Origin of the sequence: Flavobacterium sp. DSR2-3-3 (genome assembly GCF_049896585.1) — a bacterium.
GTDB lineage: Bacteria > Bacteroidota > Bacteroidia > Flavobacteriales > Flavobacteriaceae > Flavobacterium.
Genome location: NZ_JAFCUP010000004.1, coordinates 225112 through 244828, shown reverse-complemented (window position 1 = coordinate 244828; position 19717 = coordinate 225112). Strand labels below are relative to the sequence as shown.

Here is a 19717-nt window from a genome sequence, read left to right as displayed (position 1 = left end):
GCTGAACACTGAATATTATTTCACCGGAATATTAGCTAAAATTTCCAATAGAAATTTCCAAAATTTCTGAGAAGAAGAAATACTCGCTCTTTCATCCGGAGAATGTGCACCATGAATCGTTGGTCCAAAAGAAATCATATCCATATCAGGATAATTAGTTCCTAGAATCCCACATTCTAATCCTGCGTGACACGCCACCACTTTTGGTTTTTCACCGTTTTGTTTTTCATATATTGGAACTAAAACATCTAAAATCTCTGATTCTGAATTTGGTGTCCAACCTGGATATGAACCTGAAAATTCTACTTCACAACCCATTAATTCAAAAGCGGAACGCAACGCATTAGCCAAATCAAATTTAGATGTTTCGACAGAAGAACGCGTTAAACACTGTACTGAAAGTTGACCATCTCCAACAATCACTTTGGCGATGTTATTTGATGTTTCTACTAAATCGTCAAAATCAGCACTCATTCTATACACTCCGTTGTGAGCAGTATACATGGATCTCACAAAGTAAAACTGAGCAATTGTTGGCATTACTTTAGTAGGAGCTGCAGCCATTTTTTCAAAAACAACTTCAAAATTTGGTTCCGTTATTTTAAACTCCGTTTTGATTTCGTTTACAATTTGCTGCATGTCAAAAACAAAAGCTTCATCATACACTTCGGCAATAATTACTTTTGCCTGACTTTCACGAGGAATTGCATTGCGTAAACTGCCTCCTTTTATTTCAGCAATTTGCAAACCAAAATTATCAAAACCATCAAATAACAATCGATTCATGATTTTATTGGCATTACCCAAACCTTTGTGAATATCCATTCCTGAATGTCCACCTTTCAATCCTTTCACAGTAATTGTATATCCTACAGAACCTTCCGGAGTTTCCTCTTCATCATACTCAGCAGTAGCTGTCACATCGATTCCTCCGGCACAACCAATGTCAATTTCATCATCTTCTTCTGTATCTAAATTCAGCAGAATTTGACCTTGCAGAATACCTCCTTTTAAATTCAAAGCTCCTGTCATTCCAGTTTCTTCATCAATGGTAAACAAAGCTTCTATTGCAGGATGCGGAATATCAGTGCTTTCTAAAATTGCCATGATAGCCGCAACTCCAAGACCATTATCAGCACCAAGAGTTGTTCCGCGAGCACGAACCCAATCCCCATCAATATACATGTCAATTCCTTGTATATCAAAATCAAAAACAGTATCCGAATTTTTTTGGTGCACCATATCCAAATGTCCTTGAAGTACGATTACTTTTCGGTTTTCCATTCCAGCAGTAGCTGGTTTTCGAATGACTACGTTGCGAATTTCATCTTCGAAAGTTTCTAAACCTAGGCTTTCGCCAAAGTTTTTCATGAACGCAATCACACGCTCTTCTTTTTTAGAAGGACGAGGCACTGCATTCAAATCGGCAAACTTATTCCAAAGTGCTTTTGGTTCCAGATTTCTTATTTCTTGGCTCATTTAATTTTGTTTGAGGTTTTACATTTACAAGTACCAAAGTTACAAAGTTTAAATTCCCTATGGTAGTAATTGATATTGTAATTATATTTACATTACCAAAATTCAAACATTGAAAACTAAATATTTCCTTTCCTTCTTTCTATTTATTCAAATACTGCTTTTGCAAATTATTCCCTTTTACCCCGCACAGATAGAAGAATGGTACAGCAATGGTTTCTATCCGATACTTTCATTGTTTTCAAGAACTATTTTCGGTGAAATTCCTTTTTCTGTCGGTGACTGTCTTTATTTCCTTGTTATTCTATTGATTTTTAAATGGTTTTGGAACCAACGAAAAACATGGAAATCCGAATGGAAAAACACTTTATTTAGCATCTTGAGTTTTGTTTCAGTTTTTTACTTTTTGTTTCATGTTCTTTGGGCGTTGAATTATTACCGTGAACCGCTTTTTGAAAAAATGGAAATTCAAAAAGATTATTCGGATGAGGATTTGTTGGCTTTCACCAAAAAAATAATTGCCAAAACCAATGCTGTTCAAAACCAACTCACAAAAAACGACAGCTTGAAAGTGGAATTTCCTTACTCCCAAGAACAGGTTTTTGAAATGAGTCTGAATGGATACAAAAACTTATCCGCGGAATATCCTTATTTTTCCTATTCCAAGTTGAGTACCAAGAAATCACTGATTAGTTTGCCATTGACTTATATGGGTTTTGGAGGCTATTTGAATCCGTTTACTAATGAAGCACAGGTTAATTATTTGGGTCCAATGTATAGTTTCCCGATGACTACAAATCATGAAATGGCACACCAAATGGGTTACGCCAGCGAAAGTGAATGCAACTTTATCGGCTTTTTAGCAACTATAAAAAATGATGATCCATACATTCAGTATTCGGGCTACAGCATGGCTTTACGCTATTGTTTAGGTAATTGGCAAGCCCGAGACGAAACGATTTACAAACAATTATTAAAAACTGTCCATCCCGGAATTTTGAAAAACTACAAAGAAAGTGAGCATTTCTGGAAGCAATACGACACGATTATCGATAAGGGTTTTCATGCTTTTTACGACCAATTCTTAAAAGTGAACCAGCAAAAAGACGGCATGGAAGGCTACAGCAAATTTGTGAATTTGATGGTGAATTATTATAAGGAAAAAGAATTTTAGTCTTAAAGTTTGAAAGTCAAATGTCTAAAAGTAAATTGACGATCCTTCTAATACTAATTTTTGAGACAGATTTAAATATTTAAAAAGAGATAAGGAGAATTTAGAGCGTTATTTAAGAGACATAATTTGATTTTTTATCCCTTGATAATGAAAGAAAAAAGTTACAGTGGAATAACAAACAACTCAAAAAAACTACCAACATTTGACTTTAAGACTTTCTAAAATTACACTTCATCACTCGTAAAAGTCATAAAACTTTTCTTTTTGTAGGGTCTAATGATTAATCTTCCTTCACGATCAAAACGAATGTAATTGTACACCCAATTCAGGAATACGACGGCCTTATTTTTGAATCCAATAAGGGAAAACAAGTGGACAAACATCCAAACAAACCAAGCAAAAACGCCACTGAAATGGTAATTAGGTAAATCGACAACCGCTTTATTTCTGCCTATGGTTGCCATCGAACCTTTATCATTGTATTCGAAGGCTTCCATAGGTAGCTTTTGAATTAATTTTACTAAGTTTTCACCCAACAATTCCCCTTGTTGCATTGCAGGTTGTGCCATCATGGGATGTCCTTGCGGATAGCTTTCGGATTCCATGGAAGCGATATCGCCTACTGCAAAAATATTGTCGTAGCCCACCACTTGATTGAATTCATTGACCCTAATTCGTTCTACTTTGTCAACCAAAGATTTACCATCCAATCCCGCGACAAGAGCGCCTTGAACTCCTGCTGTCCAAATTACGGTGGCAGTTTCAAAAGTCAAATCGGAATTTGTGGTTATCGTGCGTCCGTCATAATTAGTTACGCGAACGTTTTTCCAGATTTTAACTCCTAAATTAGTTAGAAACTTTTCGGCAGCTTCAGATGATTTCTCACTCATTGTATTAAGAATCCTGTCGCCACTTTGAATCAGATTGATTTCCATTTTGGCAATATCAAGATCGGGATAATCTTTTTGCAGAATGGCTTTTTTCATTTCGGCTAAAGCTCCGGAAAGCTCTACTCCTGTTGGTCCAGCACCTACGAGTACAAAATTGATGAGACTATTTTGTTCGGCTACATCAGTGGTTAAAACCGCTTGTTCAAAATTTTCAAGAATCAGACTTCGAATATTGAGCGATTGCGGTATGGTTTTCATAGCCATACTGTTGCGCTCAATTTCTTTGTTGCCAAAATAATTGGTTTTGGAACCTGTGGCAATCACGAGATAATCATAGCTCAATTCTCCAATTTCGGCGATTATCTTTTGGTTTTTAGTGTCGATTTCTTGAACATTGGTGAGTCTGAAATAGATGTCATCGTATTCCTGAATTACTTTTCGGATTGGGTATGCTATAGAACCCGCTTCGAGACCGCCTGTAGCTACTTGATATAATAAAGGTTGGAAAGTGTGATAATTGTGTTTGTCTAAAAGGACAACCTGAACTTTTTTGTTTTTTAGTTTTTTGGCTAATGCAATCCCCGCAAAGCCACCTCCTATAATTACTATTCTGGGTAAAGTTGAATTTGGGATGTTCATATTTTTATAAAAAAGTTTCAAAATTGTCAAGAATCAAAGATACAATGTTTTCTACTGTTGAATTTCATCAAATAGTATCGAAATTTTTGTTTTTTAACAAATGCTCTTCTAAAAACTATACGGGTGAAGTAGCCCCGATGGCAATGAAAATCCTTTATTTACTGATTTTTATCAGGAAATAAAGATTGTAATGTATAGCGGGACGAGTCTTAGTCATGAAATGAATAGTGTTGTGCTCCTCGAAAAAAAAGTGCTACTTTGTAACAAAAACCAGTATTGAATTACTAACGTATATATGAGTGATAATTTAGAACATTCTTTTGTAAAGCAGTTGCAGGAAAATCAGAATATAATCCACAAAATTTGTAGGTTATACACTAATGGCGATGATGCACACAAGGATTTGTTTCAGGAAATTACAATTCAGTTATGGAAGGCTTTTCCAAAATTCAGGGGTGACAGCAAATTTTCTACTTGGGCGTATCGAGTTGCATTAAATACAGCAATTACTTTGTATCGAAAAACAAAACGATCCATAGTTACTATAGAATTTGAAGGACGACAACATTTCCTGAATGATGTGGAATATGACTATGAAGAGGAGGAACAATTAAAATTAATGTACAAAGCAGTTTACCAACTGAATGATATTGAAAAGGCGTTGATATTTATGTATCTGGAAGATAAAGATTACCAGGAAATATCAGAAACATTGGGGATTAGCGAAGTAAATGCAAGGGTGAAAATGAATAGAATAAAAGGGAAATTAAAAAAAATATTAAATCCATTAGGAATATGAAAGAGCTGGATTTATTAAAAAAAGATTGGCAGAAGAGCGAAAACTCTTTTGAGCAAGTATCCGAAATCGAGATTTATAAAATGATACATAAAAAATCTTCTTCGATAGTGAAGTGGATTTTTATTATTAGTATCATAGAATTTATAGTATTAAATTCATTAAGCTTTTTACTTCCAGATGATCGGGTAAGTAAATCTGAAATAATTACAATATTAATTACTGCTTTAGATTATTTAAGCTACGGTGTAGCGCTATATTTCATCTATTTATTCTATAAGAATTACCGCTCAATATCAGTTACTTCAAATACAAAAAAACTAATGGAGTGCATTTTAAACACACGGAAAACAGTACGATATTATATAGGATACAATTTATTTATTGCATTTTTTGTTTCTGTAGTATTACTTTCCAATGAGATTCAAATTAAATCAGCAACGGGTAATGATGATGGAGCTAGAATATTTTTTATTTGTATCTTGATGTTAGTTTTCGTAGTTGTTTTAGTAGGTATCGTATGGTTATTTTATCAATTGATTTATGGTATTTTATTAAAAAAATTGAATAGAAACTACACAGAATTAAAGAAAATCGATTTATAAAAAACACACTTTTTTTTCCTAAAAAAAGAACTGCTTGACGCGCTACAATTGAAATAGGAAAGATTTTTAAAATTAATCTTAGATTATGTTTTGCGCATGTTTGACCGAAAATATTTTTTAATACGACACTGATTCTTACAAACCCGCTGGATTATTAATTTTAGACTAACAAACCTTACATATATATTGTTTGTGTTTTTGTAATGATCTATCTTTGCATTCTTAAAATATCAAACAATGATTAAGATTACTTTGCCCGACGGGTCAATTAGAGAATTTGCTCCAGAAGTAACTCCCATGGATGTTGCTAAAAGCATTAGTGAAGGATTTGCCAGAAATGTAATTTCGGCTTCTTTTAATGGTACAACTGTGGAGACTACTACCTCTTTGACGACGGACGGCAGTCTTACATTGTACACCTGGAATGATGATGCTGGAAAAAAAGCGTTCTGGCACTCCACTTCACACGTCATGGCACAAGTTCTGGAGGAAATGTATCCTGGAATAAAATTAACACTCGGACCAGCAATTTCAAATGGATTTTATTATGATGTAGATTTTGAAGATCATAAAATCACTGATGCTGATTTTAAGAAAATTGAAGACAGAGTTCTTGAAATTTCAAGAGGAAAACATGAATTTAAATTACGCCCAGTTTCTAAAGCTGATGCGTTAGAATTATACAAAGACAACATTTACAAAACAGAATTGATTACCAATCTTGAAGATGGAACAATTACTTTTTGTGATCATTCTACTTTCACAGATTTATGTCGCGGTGGACATATTCCAAATACTGGAATAATCAAAGCGATGAAAATCATGAGTGTAGCAGGTGCATACTGGCGTGGTGATGAAAAAAACAAACAACTTACACGTGTTTACGGAACCTCATTTCCCAAACAAAAAGAGCTGACAGAATACCTTTTATTATTAGAAGAGGCAAAGCGTCGTGATCACAGAAAATTAGGGAAAGAATTGGAATTATTTGCTTTTTCACAAAAAGTGGGTGCAGGTTTACCCTTGTGGTTGCCAAAGGGAGCCGCTTTGAGAGATCGATTGGAACAGTTTTTGAAAAAAGCACAAAAAAAAGCAGGATATGAGCAAGTAATTACCCCACATATTGGCCAAAAAGAACTGTACGTAACTTCTGGACATTATGCGAAATATGGTGCAGATAGTTTTCAACCGATCACTACACCAGCCGAAGGAGAAGAGTTTTTGTTGAAACCGATGAACTGCCCTCATCACTGTGAAATTTATAATGTACGCCCTTGGTCGTATAAAGATTTACCAAAGCGTTATGCTGAATTTGGCACGGTTTACCGATACGAACAAAGTGGCGAATTACACGGTTTAACTCGTGTAAGAGGCTTTACTCAAGATGATGCACATATTTTTTGTACTCCGGAACAACTGGATGAAGAGTTTAAGAAAGTAATTGATTTGGTATTGTATGTTTTTGGCTCATTAGGTTTCGAAAACTTTACCGCTCAAATATCTTTAAGGGATAAAGAAAATAGAGATAAATATATTGGTTCTGACGAGAATTGGGAAAAAGCAGAAAATGCAATTATTAATGCTGCTGCAGACAAAGGTTTGAACACAGTAATTGAATATGGCGAGGCTGCTTTCTATGGTCCAAAATTGGATTTCATGGTAAAAGATGCTTTGGGACGACAATGGCAACTCGGGACGATTCAGGTAGATTATAACTTACCAGAACGCTTTGATTTGACTTATAAAGGATCGGATAACGAATTACACAGACCTGTGATGATTCACCGTGCTCCTTTTGGATCGATGGAACGATTTATCGCTATTTTATTAGAACATACTGCAGGAAATTTCCCGCTATGGTTAATGCCTGAACAAGCTATAATATTGTCTTTGAGCGAGAAATATGAAATATATGCGAAAAAAGTTTTAGATTTGCTAGAAAATCACGAAATTCGCGCCTCGGTTGATAATAGAAACGAGACAATAGGAAAGAAAATCAGAGACGCCGAAATGCAAAAAACACCGTTTATGTTGATTGTAGGTGAGGAAGAAGAGAAAAATGGTACGATCTCTATCCGTCGTCATGGACAAGAAGGAAAAGGAAATATCACCGTTACAATAGAAGAATTTGTTGCTATTGTAAATGAAGAAATCAACCAAACATTAAAAGTATTTTCAGTTTAACTTAAATTATAAAGTCATAGCAATAAGAAGCAACAGAGGTTATCAACCTCGCGTAGAAAAAAAGGATGCACACAGAATAAATAATCTTATTCGTGGTGTACAAGAAGTAAGGCTTGTAGGTGAGAATATTGAACCAGGAGTTTTTAAACTTTCAGAAGCCTTAAGATTAGCGGATCAATTCGAACTGGATTTAGTAGAGATATCTCCTAATGCAGAACCTCCGGTTTGTAAAATAATGGATTACAAGAAATTTGTTTACGAGCAAAAAAAACGTGACAAAGTCCTGAAAGCGAAATCTACACAAGTAGTCGTTAAAGAGATTCGTTTTGGACCTCAAACAGATGAACATGATTATGAATTTAAAAGAAAGAATGCGGAAAAATTCTTAAAAGAAGGCGCAAAATTGAAAGCTTTCGTTTTCTTTAAAGGACGATCAATTATTTATAAAGATCAAGGTCAAATCTTATTGTTGAGATTAGCTACAGATCTTGAAGAATTTGGTAAAGTGGAAGCGATGCCAGTTTTAGAAGGAAAGAGAATGATTATGTTCATTGCTCCGAAGAAGAAAAAATAGTATTCAGTTTGAAGTGGTCAGCGTCCAGTTTTACAACTTTAAACTTGAAAAAAGATAAGTAAGTAAGAATAAATTAAAATACTAGGAAAAAATGCCTAAAATGAAAACCAAATCTAGCGCCAAGAAACGTTTTAAAGTTACTGGTTCTGGAAAGATTAAAAGAAAGCATGCTTTTAAAAGTCACATTTTGACTAAAAAGTCTAAAAAACGTAAATTAGCTCTGACACACTCAGCGTTAGTTCACAAAACAGATATGAAAAGCATCAAACAACAATTAAGAATTATATAAGTAAGTCTTAAAGTTGTAAACTCAGAAGTCTTAAAGACTTTCGAGATTCAACTTTAATAACTTTTGACTAAATAATCTTTAGGTTAAAACAATTTAAAATAACCTTGGAGTATGGCCATTAAGCGCTTTTGATTTAATTCAAGCCGCCAGCTACAAAAACACATCAAAATTATGCCAAGAGCGGTAAATTCAGTTGCTAAAAGAGCAAGAAGAAAAAAAATAATGAAGCAAGCCAAAGGTTTCTTTGGTAGACGTAAAAACGTTTGGACAGTTGCTAAGAATGCGGTAGAGAAAGCAATGTGCTACGCTTACCGTGACAGAAAAGTGAACAAAAGAAATTTCCGTGCATTGTGGATTCAACGTATCAACGCTGGAGCTAGATTGGAAGGAATGTCTTATTCACAATTTATGGGTAAAGTAAAAGCTAACGGTATCGAATTGAACCGTAAAGTTCTTGCAGATTTAGCGATGAATCATCCAGAAGCTTTCAAAGCAGTACTTAATAAAGTAAAATAAACGTTTTATCAACTCAATTTAGATTACTTACTTATATAAAAACCCCAATCGAAAGATTGGGGTTTTTTGTTTTTAATTTTGTTTTAAATATTAAAAAATTATAGCAATCCGTTACCTTCTGTTTTTAATTAAATTTCAGTAATTTCGTGCAATGATGTGCAAAAAAAAATATTTACCGGTTTTTTATGTATTCTTGGCATTCCTTTTTGCCACACAATCCTGTGAAAAGAAAAAGAGACATAACTCCCCTAAAAAACAAGATCTTACAGAAATCAACAGACTCATAGATATTGGCCACAAACATTATGAAAACGAAGCATATGATAGTTCCTATTATTACTTTAATAAAGCCAAATATGCTGCCGCAATAAAAAAAGATACTTCCCGAATTATTCACACCTTAAGCTGGTTGGCACAAATACAACGAAACCATGGAGATAATGCCGGAAGTGAAACTACTAGCATTGAAGCGTTTCCATTAATAGAGAATTCAAATAAATATCTATATGGAGAAACTAATATATATATTGGTTTAGGTAATAATTACTTGCTTACCCATGAAAATGATAAAGCTATATATTATTTTAAAAAAGCAATAAATTCGAAAACAGATGAAGACACTAAATCTGGAATTTTAAATAATATCAGTATGGCCTACACTGAAAAAGGTGATTATCAAAAAGCAATACAAATTCTCTTGCCATTAACACGTAAAGAAAGAATTATAAATAATGCCGAGATAATTGCTCGAATAAATGATAATTTGGGGCATGCTTATGATAAATCCGGAAATTCAAAAGCATTTTTTTATTTAATTAAAGGATTAAAAACAAGGTTAGATATAAAAGATAAATCGGGACTGATTTCAAGTTATTACAATTTATCTGAATATTACAAAACTAGAAATTTAAATCTATCTATTAAATACGCTCTCCTTGCCTACAACAAAGCGACTGAAATAAACCATGTGGACGACCGACTAGTTTGTTTAAAATTATTAATACAAAATACATCAGATGATCAACTGAAAAAATATTCTCTCGCATATCTTCACATTAATGACAGTATTACTGACGTCCGACAAAAAGCAAAAAATCAATTTGCTAAAATCAAATACGATTTTAAGAAAGTGAAAGAGGAGAATCTAAAATTAAAAACTCAGCAAGCAAATCAACAAAGACAGGAACTATATAGAGATCAGCTTATCTATTTTGCATTGGTAATACTTATTTTATTGAGTATAATTATTGCGAACTATCTTAAAATAAAAAATAAAAGAGAAAAAATAAAAGCAACGTATAATACTGAAATTCGGCTTTCTAAAAAACTTCACGATGAATTAGCAAATGACGTTTTCCAAACGATGGCTTTTGCTGAAACACAAGATTTATCGTCAAGTCAAAATAAAAAAATATTGATTTCACATTTAGACACAATTTATTATCAAACCCGAAATATCTCAAGAGAAAATAGCAATATAAATACCGGAACACCATTTGCGTCTCATTTAAAAGAAATGTTATCTGGTTTCAATACCAAGGAAGTCAATGTTATTACAAACGGTATCGATACCATATTTTGGTCCAATATTGAAAATTACAAAAAAATCATCATATATCGTATCCTTCAAGAATTATTGGTAAACATGAAAAAACATAGCAAATGTAGCTTAGTCGTAATCTCTTTCAAAAAAAATGAAAATAAGTTACAGATAAATTATAGTGATAATGGAGTTGGCGCAACATTTGAAAAATTAGCTTCGAAAAATGGTTTACAGAATATCGAAAATCGCATTCATTCCATAAAAGGAAAAATTTCATTTGACACCCAATCTAATAAAGGATTTAAAGTGAGTTGTGAGTTCCCGATATGAAGTAAATCTGATCGTAAATAGACATTTCTGTTAACAATCTGAGTTTATTATATCGGACAACTTAACTTTATCAGCCTTGAATTTTAAACTAAAGTACACCTCGATTGCAATGATAGCAGGCTTTGAATAAGAAATAAAATATTTAATTAAAAAAATGGACTGCTGAATGTGGAAAACCGTAATAGAACCAGAAAAGGAACTATTACTTTTGATACTAAATCTTATGTAGGATTTAAAGTTAATTTTAATTTTTCATTATAAACCAGTTACTTATGTTTAATAAAGTATTAATTGCCGAAGATTTAGACAGTATCAGTATAGCCTCAATTAAAGCACTTGAAGAACTATCCATAATGGAAATTCATCATTCAAAGTACTGCGATGATGCTTTTTTGAAAATAAAAAAAGCACTTCATGATAAAGTCCCTTATGAATTGTTAATTAGTGATTTGTCATTCAAACCGGATCATCGAGAACTTCGATTGGAGTCAGGTGAAGAACTGATTAAAGAAGTAAAAAAAATACAACCAGATATAAAAACAATAGTTTTTTCTATTGAGGATAAGTCTTACCGAATAAAATCACTTTTTCAAAATATAGGTATTAACGCTTATGTATTAAAAGGCAGAGACAGTATTCCGGAACTTAAAAAAGCAATTTACCGCATTTATAACAACCAAGAAATCGAATTATCTGAAGAGGTTGCGTACGCAATGAGAGACAAATCATTATTTGAAATTGAAGCATATGATATTACTCTTTTGAAATCCTTAGCGAAAGGATTTACACTTGACGATATATCCTCCGAATTCAAAGATTCAGGCATTATTCCAAATGGAAGCAGCAGCTTAGAAAAACGAATTAATAAATTAAAAATATATTTTAAAGCAACTAACAATGTGCATTTGATAGCCATTACTAAAGATTTAGGGCTAGTTTAGGCAACTTAACTATTTCATAAAAAATTAGTAAAACAAAGAACCAATTTATTTTAAACCATCTACCTTGAGTTAATACTCTCAAAAATAAATGCCATTCTTTTTTAAATTTAAAAAAAAACAATCCATTTACGGTTTCCCGTAAAGATATAGTTTTTAAAGATGTTAGGTTTACCCCATAAACTTTAAAATCATTTAAAATGGCCAATTTCACAAGAGAAGACTTAGCATTTAACGGATATTCTCAAAAAATTGATTTGACAAATAATTCCGATTGTACTGAAATCTTTGATCACATATATATCGATAAAACAGAAGAATTTCAAATAATCCATTTCTGCAATCAGTTTTTAGAAAAATATAAAGTTCCCCAAACTAAAGCCAGTTTTCAAAAAGTAGAAAGTTTTTTACAACATCCCGAATTAGAAAATGAAGTCCACAAAGATCATTTACAAGATTGGATTGCCAGTAACTGGATAAAAATATAACTTCTTTTACTTCTCGATTCGATTGCAAAAAAAATATGCGTTTATAATTTAACAATCACCATAAATATTTTTAACTGCTATACTTCATTTTAATAGAATCGAAAAATAACATTTAGACAATACATATTATTATTTTGATGCGTTACGGTTTACCGTAAGGAAATTTACTTTATCGCTTTTAACTTTGAGGAAATCATAAATTTAAATTATTTTCATAATCAATTCAGTCTTGAAAAATTACGAAAACGAAGTTCAGAATCCTTTCACTGTGAAAGAAAAAGAAAATCAAGTATATGACAAATGGAACAAAAGAATTTAAGATGGTGAAAATTATGTAAAAGAATATCTAAAGATTGATAAGAAATCACTTTAGACAAATACCGTTTCCTTATCAAAATGTCTACACATGAAAATCAAAACAGAAGTTTTAAATACGAAATTGAATAAACCAATGGAAATGAATAACGGACTGTTGACAAAAATACAAATAAAAAAATTTAGAAAATTTAATTGAAAATAGTAAATAAATGATGTGATTAAATCTTTATTAAAGACAAAATGAAAAAAAATATTTTAATTGGGGTAATAGTATTAATCCTGCTTTTTTCTTATCCAACAAAACTAAAACACAAATACAATAATAGGACAAATAAAGAAAATGCAATTTTAATAACAGTATTAAACGGCCGAAAATTTGATTCTGACGAAGAAAATTCAACGAAAATTTCTGAAGAATTTTACAAGAAAAATTTCATCCAAAATCCGTTTGATATTTACAAGAATGAAAATACTATCCAGCATTCCTCAAGAAACAATAAAGGAAAAATCATGCTTTCATACGATCATTATATAATTCCTGAAACTAAACTTGATTAACAATTTTTCAGTAAATAAAATTTACACCAACAATAAAAATAATGAAACCATTACACCTTTTAAATACAAATTTATTGTTTTTTGTACAAATAGTAATGTTGCTTATAGGCGCAATTGGCCTTATTTATTTAGTTTATTATTTATGGAAGAAATAAATAATTAAAAAAAGTTTTTCTGCAAACTCTAAGAATAACGGTAAATTAATTAAGATAAATAACACACGTCATGAACCTTACAAATAATTTTAGAAAATTAACATTAAATAAAAATGGAATACTTTTAATTCTCAAAACAAAAGAAAATAAACAAATTTTATTTTCTGATTTAGATCTAATTTACATAACTGTAAACAAAATGAAAACCATTTATGAAGTTCTAATATTGCTGTCTGCTGCAGGTATAGCGGCATTTAATTATTTATATTTCCAAATTGACTTAATCCTAATCATTGCTTTCTTGGTCGTAATTGCTATCATTATAAAAAAGAATGACTACAAAAGCTACAGCTTAAAATTACGCTTAAAAAACGGTCAAATTTTTAAAAATAAAGTACATTTAAAATCAAAACATCTTACAATAGATATTGTAAATGAGGTTCGAAAAGAAATTTATACTATTAAAATACAAAAAAGTAATGAAGCTCTAATTTCAGTTTCATAGCTACAAATTTAAAAAAATGAGGAAATAATTTAATCCTTCCTTTATCAATTTTACTAAAAGAAATAATAAATTAAATCTGGTTTATATCGAATAACTACCGTCGATTTATTCTAATTTTACAACTTATAACATCCGTAACATTTGAATGCATTGAAATCCTTTTATTTTCTTCTATTTGTACTTTTCCCCTTCAGCATTCTATCTCAAACCAAATTGCTTTCTTGGAATATAGAAAATTTTGGAAAATCTAAATCAGAGAAAACAATAAACTACATCGCCAATACGCTGAGAGAATACGACATCATTGCAATTCAGGAAATTGTTGCGGGTTATGGAGGAGCACAGGCAGTAGCAAAACTGGCCGATGAACTCAATCGTAAAGGCGCTAAATGGGATTATGTGATTAGTGACCCGACCAGCAGCAGTGCCTATAAAACCGAGCGTTACGCTTTTATTTGGAAAACTAGCAAGGTAAAAAAAATTGGAAGAGCATGGCTCGAACAAAAATACCATCAAGAAATAGTAAGAGAACCCTATTTTTGTACGTTCGAATATAAAAATAAACAATTTACAGTGGTAAATTTTCATGCCATTTCTAAAAAAAGTCAACCTGAAACCGAAATTAAATATTTTAAATTTCTACCGGACGAATATCCTCATTTAAATTTAATTTTTACGGGAGATTTTAACTGTCCACAATCGCATAACGTTTTTAATCCTTTGAAAAAAATGGGGTACGAATCAATTTTGATTGATCAAAAAACATCGCTTAAACAAGAATGTAAAAATGAAAAATGCCTCGCATCCGAATTTGACAATATGTATTACAATTCTTTAAAAGTAAATTCCCTAAAATCGGGTATAATTCACTTTTATAAAAATTTTACTTCATTAAAAGAAGCCCGGACAGTATCGGATCACATTCCTATTTGGTTTGAATTTTCTTTAAATTAACAACAATTTAATTCATTACCGTTTAATCGAAAACTTCAAAATTATCTCCGTCAAAACTGGCAAAAACCATACTTGGATGCGAATCCTGATGAAACACACTTCCTTGATTATCAATAGCAATCGCGCCTGCAAAACCATCATAAGGTTTCAATTCGTTAAACGTTTTGGTGAAAGCGTCCTGCAATGAAAACCCATCGGTAACTCGAGTGACGATTTTTGCCGCCGTCGCATTACTCACGATGTCCTCACCTACTCCGGTCAAACTCACGCCGCAAAATGCGTTGGCATAATTCCCGGCTACAGTAGCAGAATCAGATATACGACCCGGCATTTCAAATCCCTTACCGCCAGTAGAAGTCGCAGCGGCAATTTTACCGTGTTGGTCCAAAGCCACGCAACCTACCGTTCCTGTTCCCAGTGATTTTAGTTTCGCTTCATATTCCGCTTTTCGCTGTGGAATTTCAGTTGAAAAAGGTTCAAAACCATGTTGTCTTGCAAAATTAGTTGCTCCACTTCCTCCCAAAATTCTATCGTCATATTGCATTAGCACTTGGGCAACCTGAACAGGATTTTTAACTGCTTCAATATTGATGACGCCACTCATTTTCTGGGTTTCACCATCCATAATCGCAGCACTCATTCTTATTTTTCCGTCACTTTGTATTTGCGATCCAGTTCCAGCATTAAATAATTCGTCATCTTCTAAAAGGGAAATAGCATAAACAACCGTCTCTAATCCGGTGTGTGTTTTCAAAAAATCGTAAGAATCTTTGACAATTCGTTCTAAAGCCTTTTGCTTAGCGACTTTTGTTTCGTGATTGGTTGATGATTCCGAGAAAAAACCACCATGTATAATTAGTTTCATATTTGATAATGCTTTTAGTTTGCACCATTAAATGTTACAAATAATGCGAAGATTGAATGTACATTTTGTGCGTTTCAAGATTGTAAGTGTCAAATTTACTCATGACATGAGTTACCAAATGGGAGATGGATATGGGCTGACCTAACTCTACTTTTGTCAAATTAGTATCTTTTATCTCGCGACCGTCCACTAAAATAACTAAACCAGAACCTATCGCTTCCATATCTTTATTATTAGTAATTAATAGTCCTGTATCCTCACCAAGTCCGATTCCCAATACTCTAGGATTGCCAACCACTGCTTGAAAAAGTCTGCCAATTCTGCCGCGTTGCACAAAATGAGTATCGATAATAACGCCATCAATTAAACCCAATCCACTTGAAATTTTAACTTCACCTTTTAGTAATGCTTCTGAGCTACTTCCCTGATAAATCATGTTATTCGAGGCTGCTGCTGCTCCAGCCGAAGTTCCGGCATATATAAATTCTTCATTATGATATTTATCCAATAACATATCATGAAATCGTGTTCCACCAAGAATAGAACTCAATCTAAGTTGATCACCTCCGGTAAACATAACAATATCAGCCGCTTTTAATCGGGCCAAAACTGCTTCATCAGCTGCTTGTTCTCTTCTTTCAATATGTAAAATATCAATATTTTTAGCATTTAAATATTCAAATGCCTTAACATATTCAGGACCAATCTCTCTCGGAATGACTGAAGCCGTTGTAATGACTTCTATTCGTGATTTTTCTTTGTGTTTTGATTCATTTAATATTCTTTTTAAAATTCCAGTTTCAAAAAAGTTTAAATTATTGGTGGCATTTTTATCTAAATCGGTTTCTGTAAAACTTCCTTTATCTACTGCACCGCCTATTATTATTAGTTTTCCAAGTATATTCATTTTGTAAAAATAACCAAAAAGATAAAAAAGAGCCTTTGAAGTTGTGTTTTTTTTTTCAGTAATTACCAACAGAGATACTATTAATTAATTTTCAAAGAATAAATTTTGATTACTATTGTAAAAACTTTACTTTAGTTACAGCATAACTTATTTAGATTGAATTATTAGATTGTACTTTACTTTTTTTATCCAAATTATTAATGGGTGAAAATGAAAATTAAGACTTTCTATTCAACTGCATTTTTAAACAAAAATAATTTTTCCGTTTTTATGAAAATAATTAAAATACAAGCCCTTCGTGGACCGAATATCTGGAGTATTCGACGAAAAAAATTAATTCAAATGCGTTTGGATTTGGAAGAAATGGAGCAATTACCTACCAATAAAATAGACGGATTTAAAGAACGAATTGAAGCGATGTTTCCTTCAATGATTGAACATCGTTGTTCTGAAGGTTGTAGAGGCGGATTTTTTTCCAGAGTAGAACGCGGAACCTGGATGGGACATGTCATCGAACATATTGCACTCGAAATTCAGTCGCTTGCCGGAATGGAAACCGGTTTTGGAAGAACAAGAGAAACTAAAACTTCCGGAACTTATAATGTAGTTTTCAGTTATACCGAAGAAAATGTAGGTCTTTTTGCAGCGGAATCCTCTGTTGCCATTGCCGAAGCATTAATTGCGGGGACTGAATATGATGTGAATGCCGACTTGCAGAAAATGAGAGAAATACGCGAGCGCGTGAGACTTGGGCCAAGCACCGGAAGCATTGTGGAAGAAGCAGTTTCCAGAGATATTCCTTGGATACGACTTGGAACAAATTCTTTGGTACAACTTGGATACGGCATCAATCAAATGCGTTTTCAGGCGACAATTACCTGCAAAACAAGCAGCATTGCGGTTGATATTGCCTGCAATAAAGAACAAACTAAAAAAATGTTGGAAATGGCTTCCATTCCCGTAGCCAGCGGAAGCATTTGTATAGACGAAGACAGTTTAGCTGAAGTGATACAAAAAATTGGCTATCCTATTGTCCTAAAACCTTTGGGCGGAAATCATGGAAAAGGCGCCTCTATTAATGTTACTAATTGGGAGGATGCGGTTGCCGGTTTAACATTTGCGCAAGCATACGGCCAACGTGTCATTGTAGAAAAATTCATTACTGGTTTCGATTTTAGAATATTAGTTATCGATAATAAATTAGTTGCTGCTGCAAAAAGAGTTCCTGCTCATGTTATAGGAAATGGAACGGACAACATTCAGAATTTAATTGACACCACAAATCTGGACCCACGTAGAGGTTACGGACATGAAAATGTACTGACTCAAATTGATGTCGACCGGGATACCGAAGATTTATTGAAAAAACTAAACTACACATTAGAAACTATTCCAAATATTGGAGAAATTGTATTTTTAAAATCCACAGCAAATTTAAGCACCGGCGGAACATCTGTAGATGTAACTGATATGATGCACCCAGAAAATATCTTTCTTGCCGAAAGGATTTCAAGAGTCATTGGACTCGATGTTTGCGGAGTTGATATTATGGCCGAAAATTTAACGCAACCGTTAAAAGAAAATGGCGGTGTAATTTTGGAGGTCAACGCGGCGCCCGGTTTTAGAATGCACCTTGCGCCTTCGGAAGGATTGCCAAGAAACGTTGCGGCACCGGTAATTGACATGTTATATCCCCCGGGAAAATCATGTCGTATTCCAATAATTGCTGTGACAGGAACTAATGGAAAAACTACTACTACCCGCCTTTTGGCACACATTGTTAAAAATAATGGATTTAAAGTAGGATTCACCACATCAGACGGGATTTATGTTCAAAATCACATGATGGAAAAAGGAGATACTACAGGACCTTTAAGCGCCGAATATATTTTGAGAGATCCAACTGTAGAATTCGCTGTTCTGGAAACTGCCAGAGGCGGAATTCTTCGTTCTGGACTGGGTTTTAGCCGTTGTGATATCGGGGTTATAACTAACATTCAGGAAGATCATTTGGGTTTAAGTGACATTCATACCTTAAGTGATTTGGCTAGGGTGAAAGCCACAGTGGTCAAAAGTATCAAGAAAAACGGCTGGGCTGTCTTGAATGGTGATGACGAACATTGTGTAAAAATAGGTCAAGACCTGAATTGTAATGTCGCATATTTCAGTTTAAGCGAAGACAGCGATTTCATAAAAAAACTTTGTGCCGAAGGAAAAACAGTTGCTGTTTATGAAAATGGTTTCATCACCATCAAAAAAGGAGAATGGAAAATCCGCATCGAGCGTGCCACTCACGTACCTTTAACATTGGGCGGAAAAGCGAAATTTATGATTGCCAATGTACTCGCAGCCACTTTAGCGAGTTATTTATGGGGTTTCAAAACTGAAGATATCAGCTTGTCTTTGCAAACTTTTATTCCAAGTGCCGCACAAACTCCAGGTCGTATGAATATTTTTGAGTTTAAAAAATTCAAAGTATTGATTGATTTTGCTCACAATGCATCAGGCTATAAAGGTGTCGAAGAATACCTTCATAGTGTAGATGCTACTAAGAAAATTGGAATTATAGCAGGAGTTGGCGACCGTCGTGACGAAGATATCAGGGAATGTGCCACTATTGCCGCCCGAATGTTCGACCACATTATCATCCGACAAGAAAAATACCTGAGAGGAAGAACTGAAGATGAAATCATTAATTTAATTCTTGAAGGTATCAAAAATTCCGGTAAAACCGTTACTTACGAAATTATTCCTAAAGAAACCGAAGCGATAAAACATGCCATAAATTGCGCCGAAGAAGGAAGTTTCATCACTGCCTTAAGCGACGTAGTTACGAATGCAATTGATATTGTACAAGAATATTTAGACAAAGAAAACGAACACGGAGTGCTGTAATTTTCAGAAGCTATTCCTGCTGTCCGTTATATCTTTCTTTGCCTAAAGAAGGCAAAGAAAGGATGCCACTACCATCAGGGCTAAAAAATAAAAGCCAATCGATTTCCGATTGACTTTT

At 33.3% G+C, this 19717-nt stretch carries 18 protein-coding genes; 14 read left to right on the top strand and 4 right to left on the bottom strand.

Features of this window, described 5'->3' with window-relative positions:
* Positions 1 to 15: 15 nt before the first annotated feature.
* A complete protein-coding gene (locus ACP7AQ_RS07520; protein ID WP_426064749.1) occupies positions 16 to 1479 on the bottom strand; it encodes an aminoacyl-histidine dipeptidase in 1464 nt (487 codons plus the stop codon).
* A gap of 109 nt (positions 1480 to 1588) precedes the next feature.
* Between ACP7AQ_RS07520 and ACP7AQ_RS07515 the strand changes: the two genes are divergently transcribed.
* The gene (locus tag ACP7AQ_RS07515; protein WP_426095007.1) at positions 1589 to 2650 is read left to right on the top strand and encodes a DUF3810 domain-containing protein; all 1062 of its coding nucleotides are present in this window, start codon (positions 1589 to 1591) and stop codon (positions 2648 to 2650) included.
* 224 nt (positions 2651 to 2874) lie between these two features.
* Here ACP7AQ_RS07515 and ACP7AQ_RS07510 read toward each other — a convergent pair whose 3' ends face one another.
* Positions 2875 to 4179, bottom strand: coding sequence for an NAD(P)/FAD-dependent oxidoreductase (locus tag ACP7AQ_RS07510; protein ID WP_426095006.1), 1305 nt, complete (start codon positions 4177 to 4179; stop codon positions 2875 to 2877).
* A gap of 295 nt (positions 4180 to 4474) precedes the next feature.
* On the opposite strand from ACP7AQ_RS07510, the gene ACP7AQ_RS07505 reads away from it, so the two are divergent.
* From ACP7AQ_RS07505 to ACP7AQ_RS07450, 12 genes are all read left to right on the top strand, one after another.
* A complete protein-coding gene (locus ACP7AQ_RS07505) occupies positions 4475 to 4978 on the top strand; it encodes an RNA polymerase sigma factor (protein ID WP_426092111.1) in 504 nt (167 codons plus the stop codon).
* Entirely contained in the window at positions 4975 to 5580 is a 606-nt protein-coding gene (locus ACP7AQ_RS07500) for a hypothetical protein (RefSeq protein ID WP_426092112.1), read from the top strand. Before ACP7AQ_RS07505 ends, ACP7AQ_RS07500 begins: the two co-directional genes overlap by 4 nt.
* Before the next feature lie 237 nt (positions 5581 to 5817).
* Positions 5818 to 7764, top strand: coding sequence for a threonine--tRNA ligase (gene thrS, locus ACP7AQ_RS07495; RefSeq protein WP_426095005.1), 1947 nt, complete (start codon positions 5818 to 5820; stop codon positions 7762 to 7764).
* Between the two features lie 16 nt (positions 7765 to 7780).
* Positions 7781 to 8338 (top strand): translation initiation factor IF-3, encoded by a 558-nt coding sequence (infC, locus tag ACP7AQ_RS07490; protein ID WP_369699884.1) that lies wholly within the window; start codon positions 7781 to 7783, stop codon positions 8336 to 8338.
* A 91-nt stretch (positions 8339 to 8429) separates the two neighbouring features.
* A complete protein-coding gene (gene rpmI, locus ACP7AQ_RS07485; protein ID WP_022827375.1) occupies positions 8430 to 8627 on the top strand; it encodes a 50S ribosomal protein L35 in 198 nt (65 codons plus the stop codon).
* A gap of 171 nt (positions 8628 to 8798) precedes the next feature.
* Positions 8799 to 9143, top strand: coding sequence for a 50S ribosomal protein L20 (rplT, locus tag ACP7AQ_RS07480; protein ID WP_091205336.1), 345 nt, complete (start codon positions 8799 to 8801; stop codon positions 9141 to 9143).
* A 151-nt stretch (positions 9144 to 9294) separates the two neighbouring features.
* The gene (locus tag ACP7AQ_RS07475; protein ID WP_426095004.1) at positions 9295 to 11016 is read left to right on the top strand and encodes a tetratricopeptide repeat-containing sensor histidine kinase; all 1722 of its coding nucleotides are present in this window, start codon (positions 9295 to 9297) and stop codon (positions 11014 to 11016) included.
* Between the two features lie 272 nt (positions 11017 to 11288).
* A complete protein-coding gene (locus ACP7AQ_RS07470; RefSeq protein ID WP_426064738.1) occupies positions 11289 to 11957 on the top strand; it encodes a response regulator in 669 nt (222 codons plus the stop codon).
* A 197-nt stretch (positions 11958 to 12154) separates the two neighbouring features.
* Complete coding sequence (locus ACP7AQ_RS07465) at positions 12155 to 12442, top strand: hypothetical protein (protein WP_426095003.1); 288 nt, start codon at positions 12155 to 12157, stop codon at positions 12440 to 12442.
* Between the two features lie 558 nt (positions 12443 to 13000).
* The gene (locus ACP7AQ_RS07460) at positions 13001 to 13318 is read left to right on the top strand and encodes a hypothetical protein (RefSeq protein ID WP_426092116.1); all 318 of its coding nucleotides are present in this window, start codon (positions 13001 to 13003) and stop codon (positions 13316 to 13318) included.
* Positions 13319 to 13672: 354 nt separating this feature from the next.
* Positions 13673 to 13978 carry a hypothetical protein gene (locus ACP7AQ_RS07455; protein WP_426064735.1) on the top strand — a complete coding sequence of 102 codons (306 nt, stop codon included), beginning with the start codon at positions 13673 to 13675 and terminating at the stop codon, positions 13976 to 13978.
* A 150-nt stretch (positions 13979 to 14128) separates the two neighbouring features.
* Positions 14129 to 14932 carry an endonuclease/exonuclease/phosphatase family protein gene (locus ACP7AQ_RS07450; RefSeq protein WP_426095061.1) on the top strand — a complete coding sequence of 268 codons (804 nt, stop codon included), beginning with the start codon at positions 14129 to 14131 and terminating at the stop codon, positions 14930 to 14932.
* A gap of 22 nt (positions 14933 to 14954) precedes the next feature.
* Here ACP7AQ_RS07450 and ACP7AQ_RS07445 read toward each other — a convergent pair whose 3' ends face one another.
* Positions 14955 to 15797, bottom strand: coding sequence for an isoaspartyl peptidase/L-asparaginase (locus ACP7AQ_RS07445; protein ID WP_426095002.1), 843 nt, complete (start codon positions 15795 to 15797; stop codon positions 14955 to 14957).
* A 34-nt stretch (positions 15798 to 15831) separates the two neighbouring features.
* A complete protein-coding gene (locus ACP7AQ_RS07440; RefSeq protein WP_426064732.1) occupies positions 15832 to 16704 on the bottom strand; it encodes a cyanophycinase in 873 nt (290 codons plus the stop codon).
* A gap of 270 nt (positions 16705 to 16974) precedes the next feature.
* On the opposite strand from ACP7AQ_RS07440, the gene cphA reads away from it, so the two are divergent.
* Positions 16975 to 19599: a cyanophycin synthetase gene (gene cphA / locus ACP7AQ_RS07435; RefSeq protein ID WP_426095001.1), complete on the top strand. Its 2625-nt coding sequence runs from the start codon at positions 16975 to 16977 to the stop codon at positions 19597 to 19599.
* Positions 19600 to 19717 lie beyond the last annotated feature (118 nt).

What these genes read in the sequence shown, in the direction of transcription:
- ACP7AQ_RS07470 (WP_426064738.1), top strand. Translation starts at nt 11,289, where the DNA reads ATGTTTAATAAAGTATTAATTGCCGAAGATTTAGACAGTATCAGTATA.
- ACP7AQ_RS07445 (WP_426095002.1), bottom strand. Translation starts at nt 15,797, where the DNA reads ATGAAACTAATTATACATGGTGGTTTTTTCTCGGAATCATCAACCAAT.
- ACP7AQ_RS07455 (WP_426064735.1), top strand. Translation starts at nt 13,673, where the DNA reads ATGAAAACCATTTATGAAGTTCTAATATTGCTGTCTGCTGCAGGTATA.
- ACP7AQ_RS07465 (WP_426095003.1), top strand. Translation starts at nt 12,155, where the DNA reads ATGGCCAATTTCACAAGAGAAGACTTAGCATTTAACGGATATTCTCAA.
- thrS (WP_426095005.1), top strand. Translation starts at nt 5,818, where the DNA reads ATGATTAAGATTACTTTGCCCGACGGGTCAATTAGAGAATTTGCTCCA.
- rpmI (WP_022827375.1), top strand. Translation starts at nt 8,430, where the DNA reads ATGCCTAAAATGAAAACCAAATCTAGCGCCAAGAAACGTTTTAAAGTT.
- ACP7AQ_RS07510 (WP_426095006.1), bottom strand. Translation starts at nt 4,179, where the DNA reads ATGAACATCCCAAATTCAACTTTACCCAGAATAGTAATTATAGGAGGT.
- ACP7AQ_RS07520 (WP_426064749.1), bottom strand. Translation starts at nt 1,479, where the DNA reads ATGAGCCAAGAAATAAGAAATCTGGAACCAAAAGCACTTTGGAATAAG.
- ACP7AQ_RS07505 (WP_426092111.1), top strand. Translation starts at nt 4,475, where the DNA reads ATGAGTGATAATTTAGAACATTCTTTTGTAAAGCAGTTGCAGGAAAAT.
- cphA (WP_426095001.1), top strand. Translation starts at nt 16,975, where the DNA reads ATGAAAATAATTAAAATACAAGCCCTTCGTGGACCGAATATCTGGAGT.
- ACP7AQ_RS07500 (WP_426092112.1), top strand. Translation starts at nt 4,975, where the DNA reads ATGAAAGAGCTGGATTTATTAAAAAAAGATTGGCAGAAGAGCGAAAAC.
- ACP7AQ_RS07440 (WP_426064732.1), bottom strand. Translation starts at nt 16,704, where the DNA reads ATGAATATACTTGGAAAACTAATAATAATAGGCGGTGCAGTAGATAAA.
- ACP7AQ_RS07460 (WP_426092116.1), top strand. Translation starts at nt 13,001, where the DNA reads ATGAAAAAAAATATTTTAATTGGGGTAATAGTATTAATCCTGCTTTTT.
- ACP7AQ_RS07475 (WP_426095004.1), top strand. Translation starts at nt 9,295, where the DNA reads ATGATGTGCAAAAAAAAATATTTACCGGTTTTTTATGTATTCTTGGCA.
- rplT (WP_091205336.1), top strand. Translation starts at nt 8,799, where the DNA reads ATGCCAAGAGCGGTAAATTCAGTTGCTAAAAGAGCAAGAAGAAAAAAA.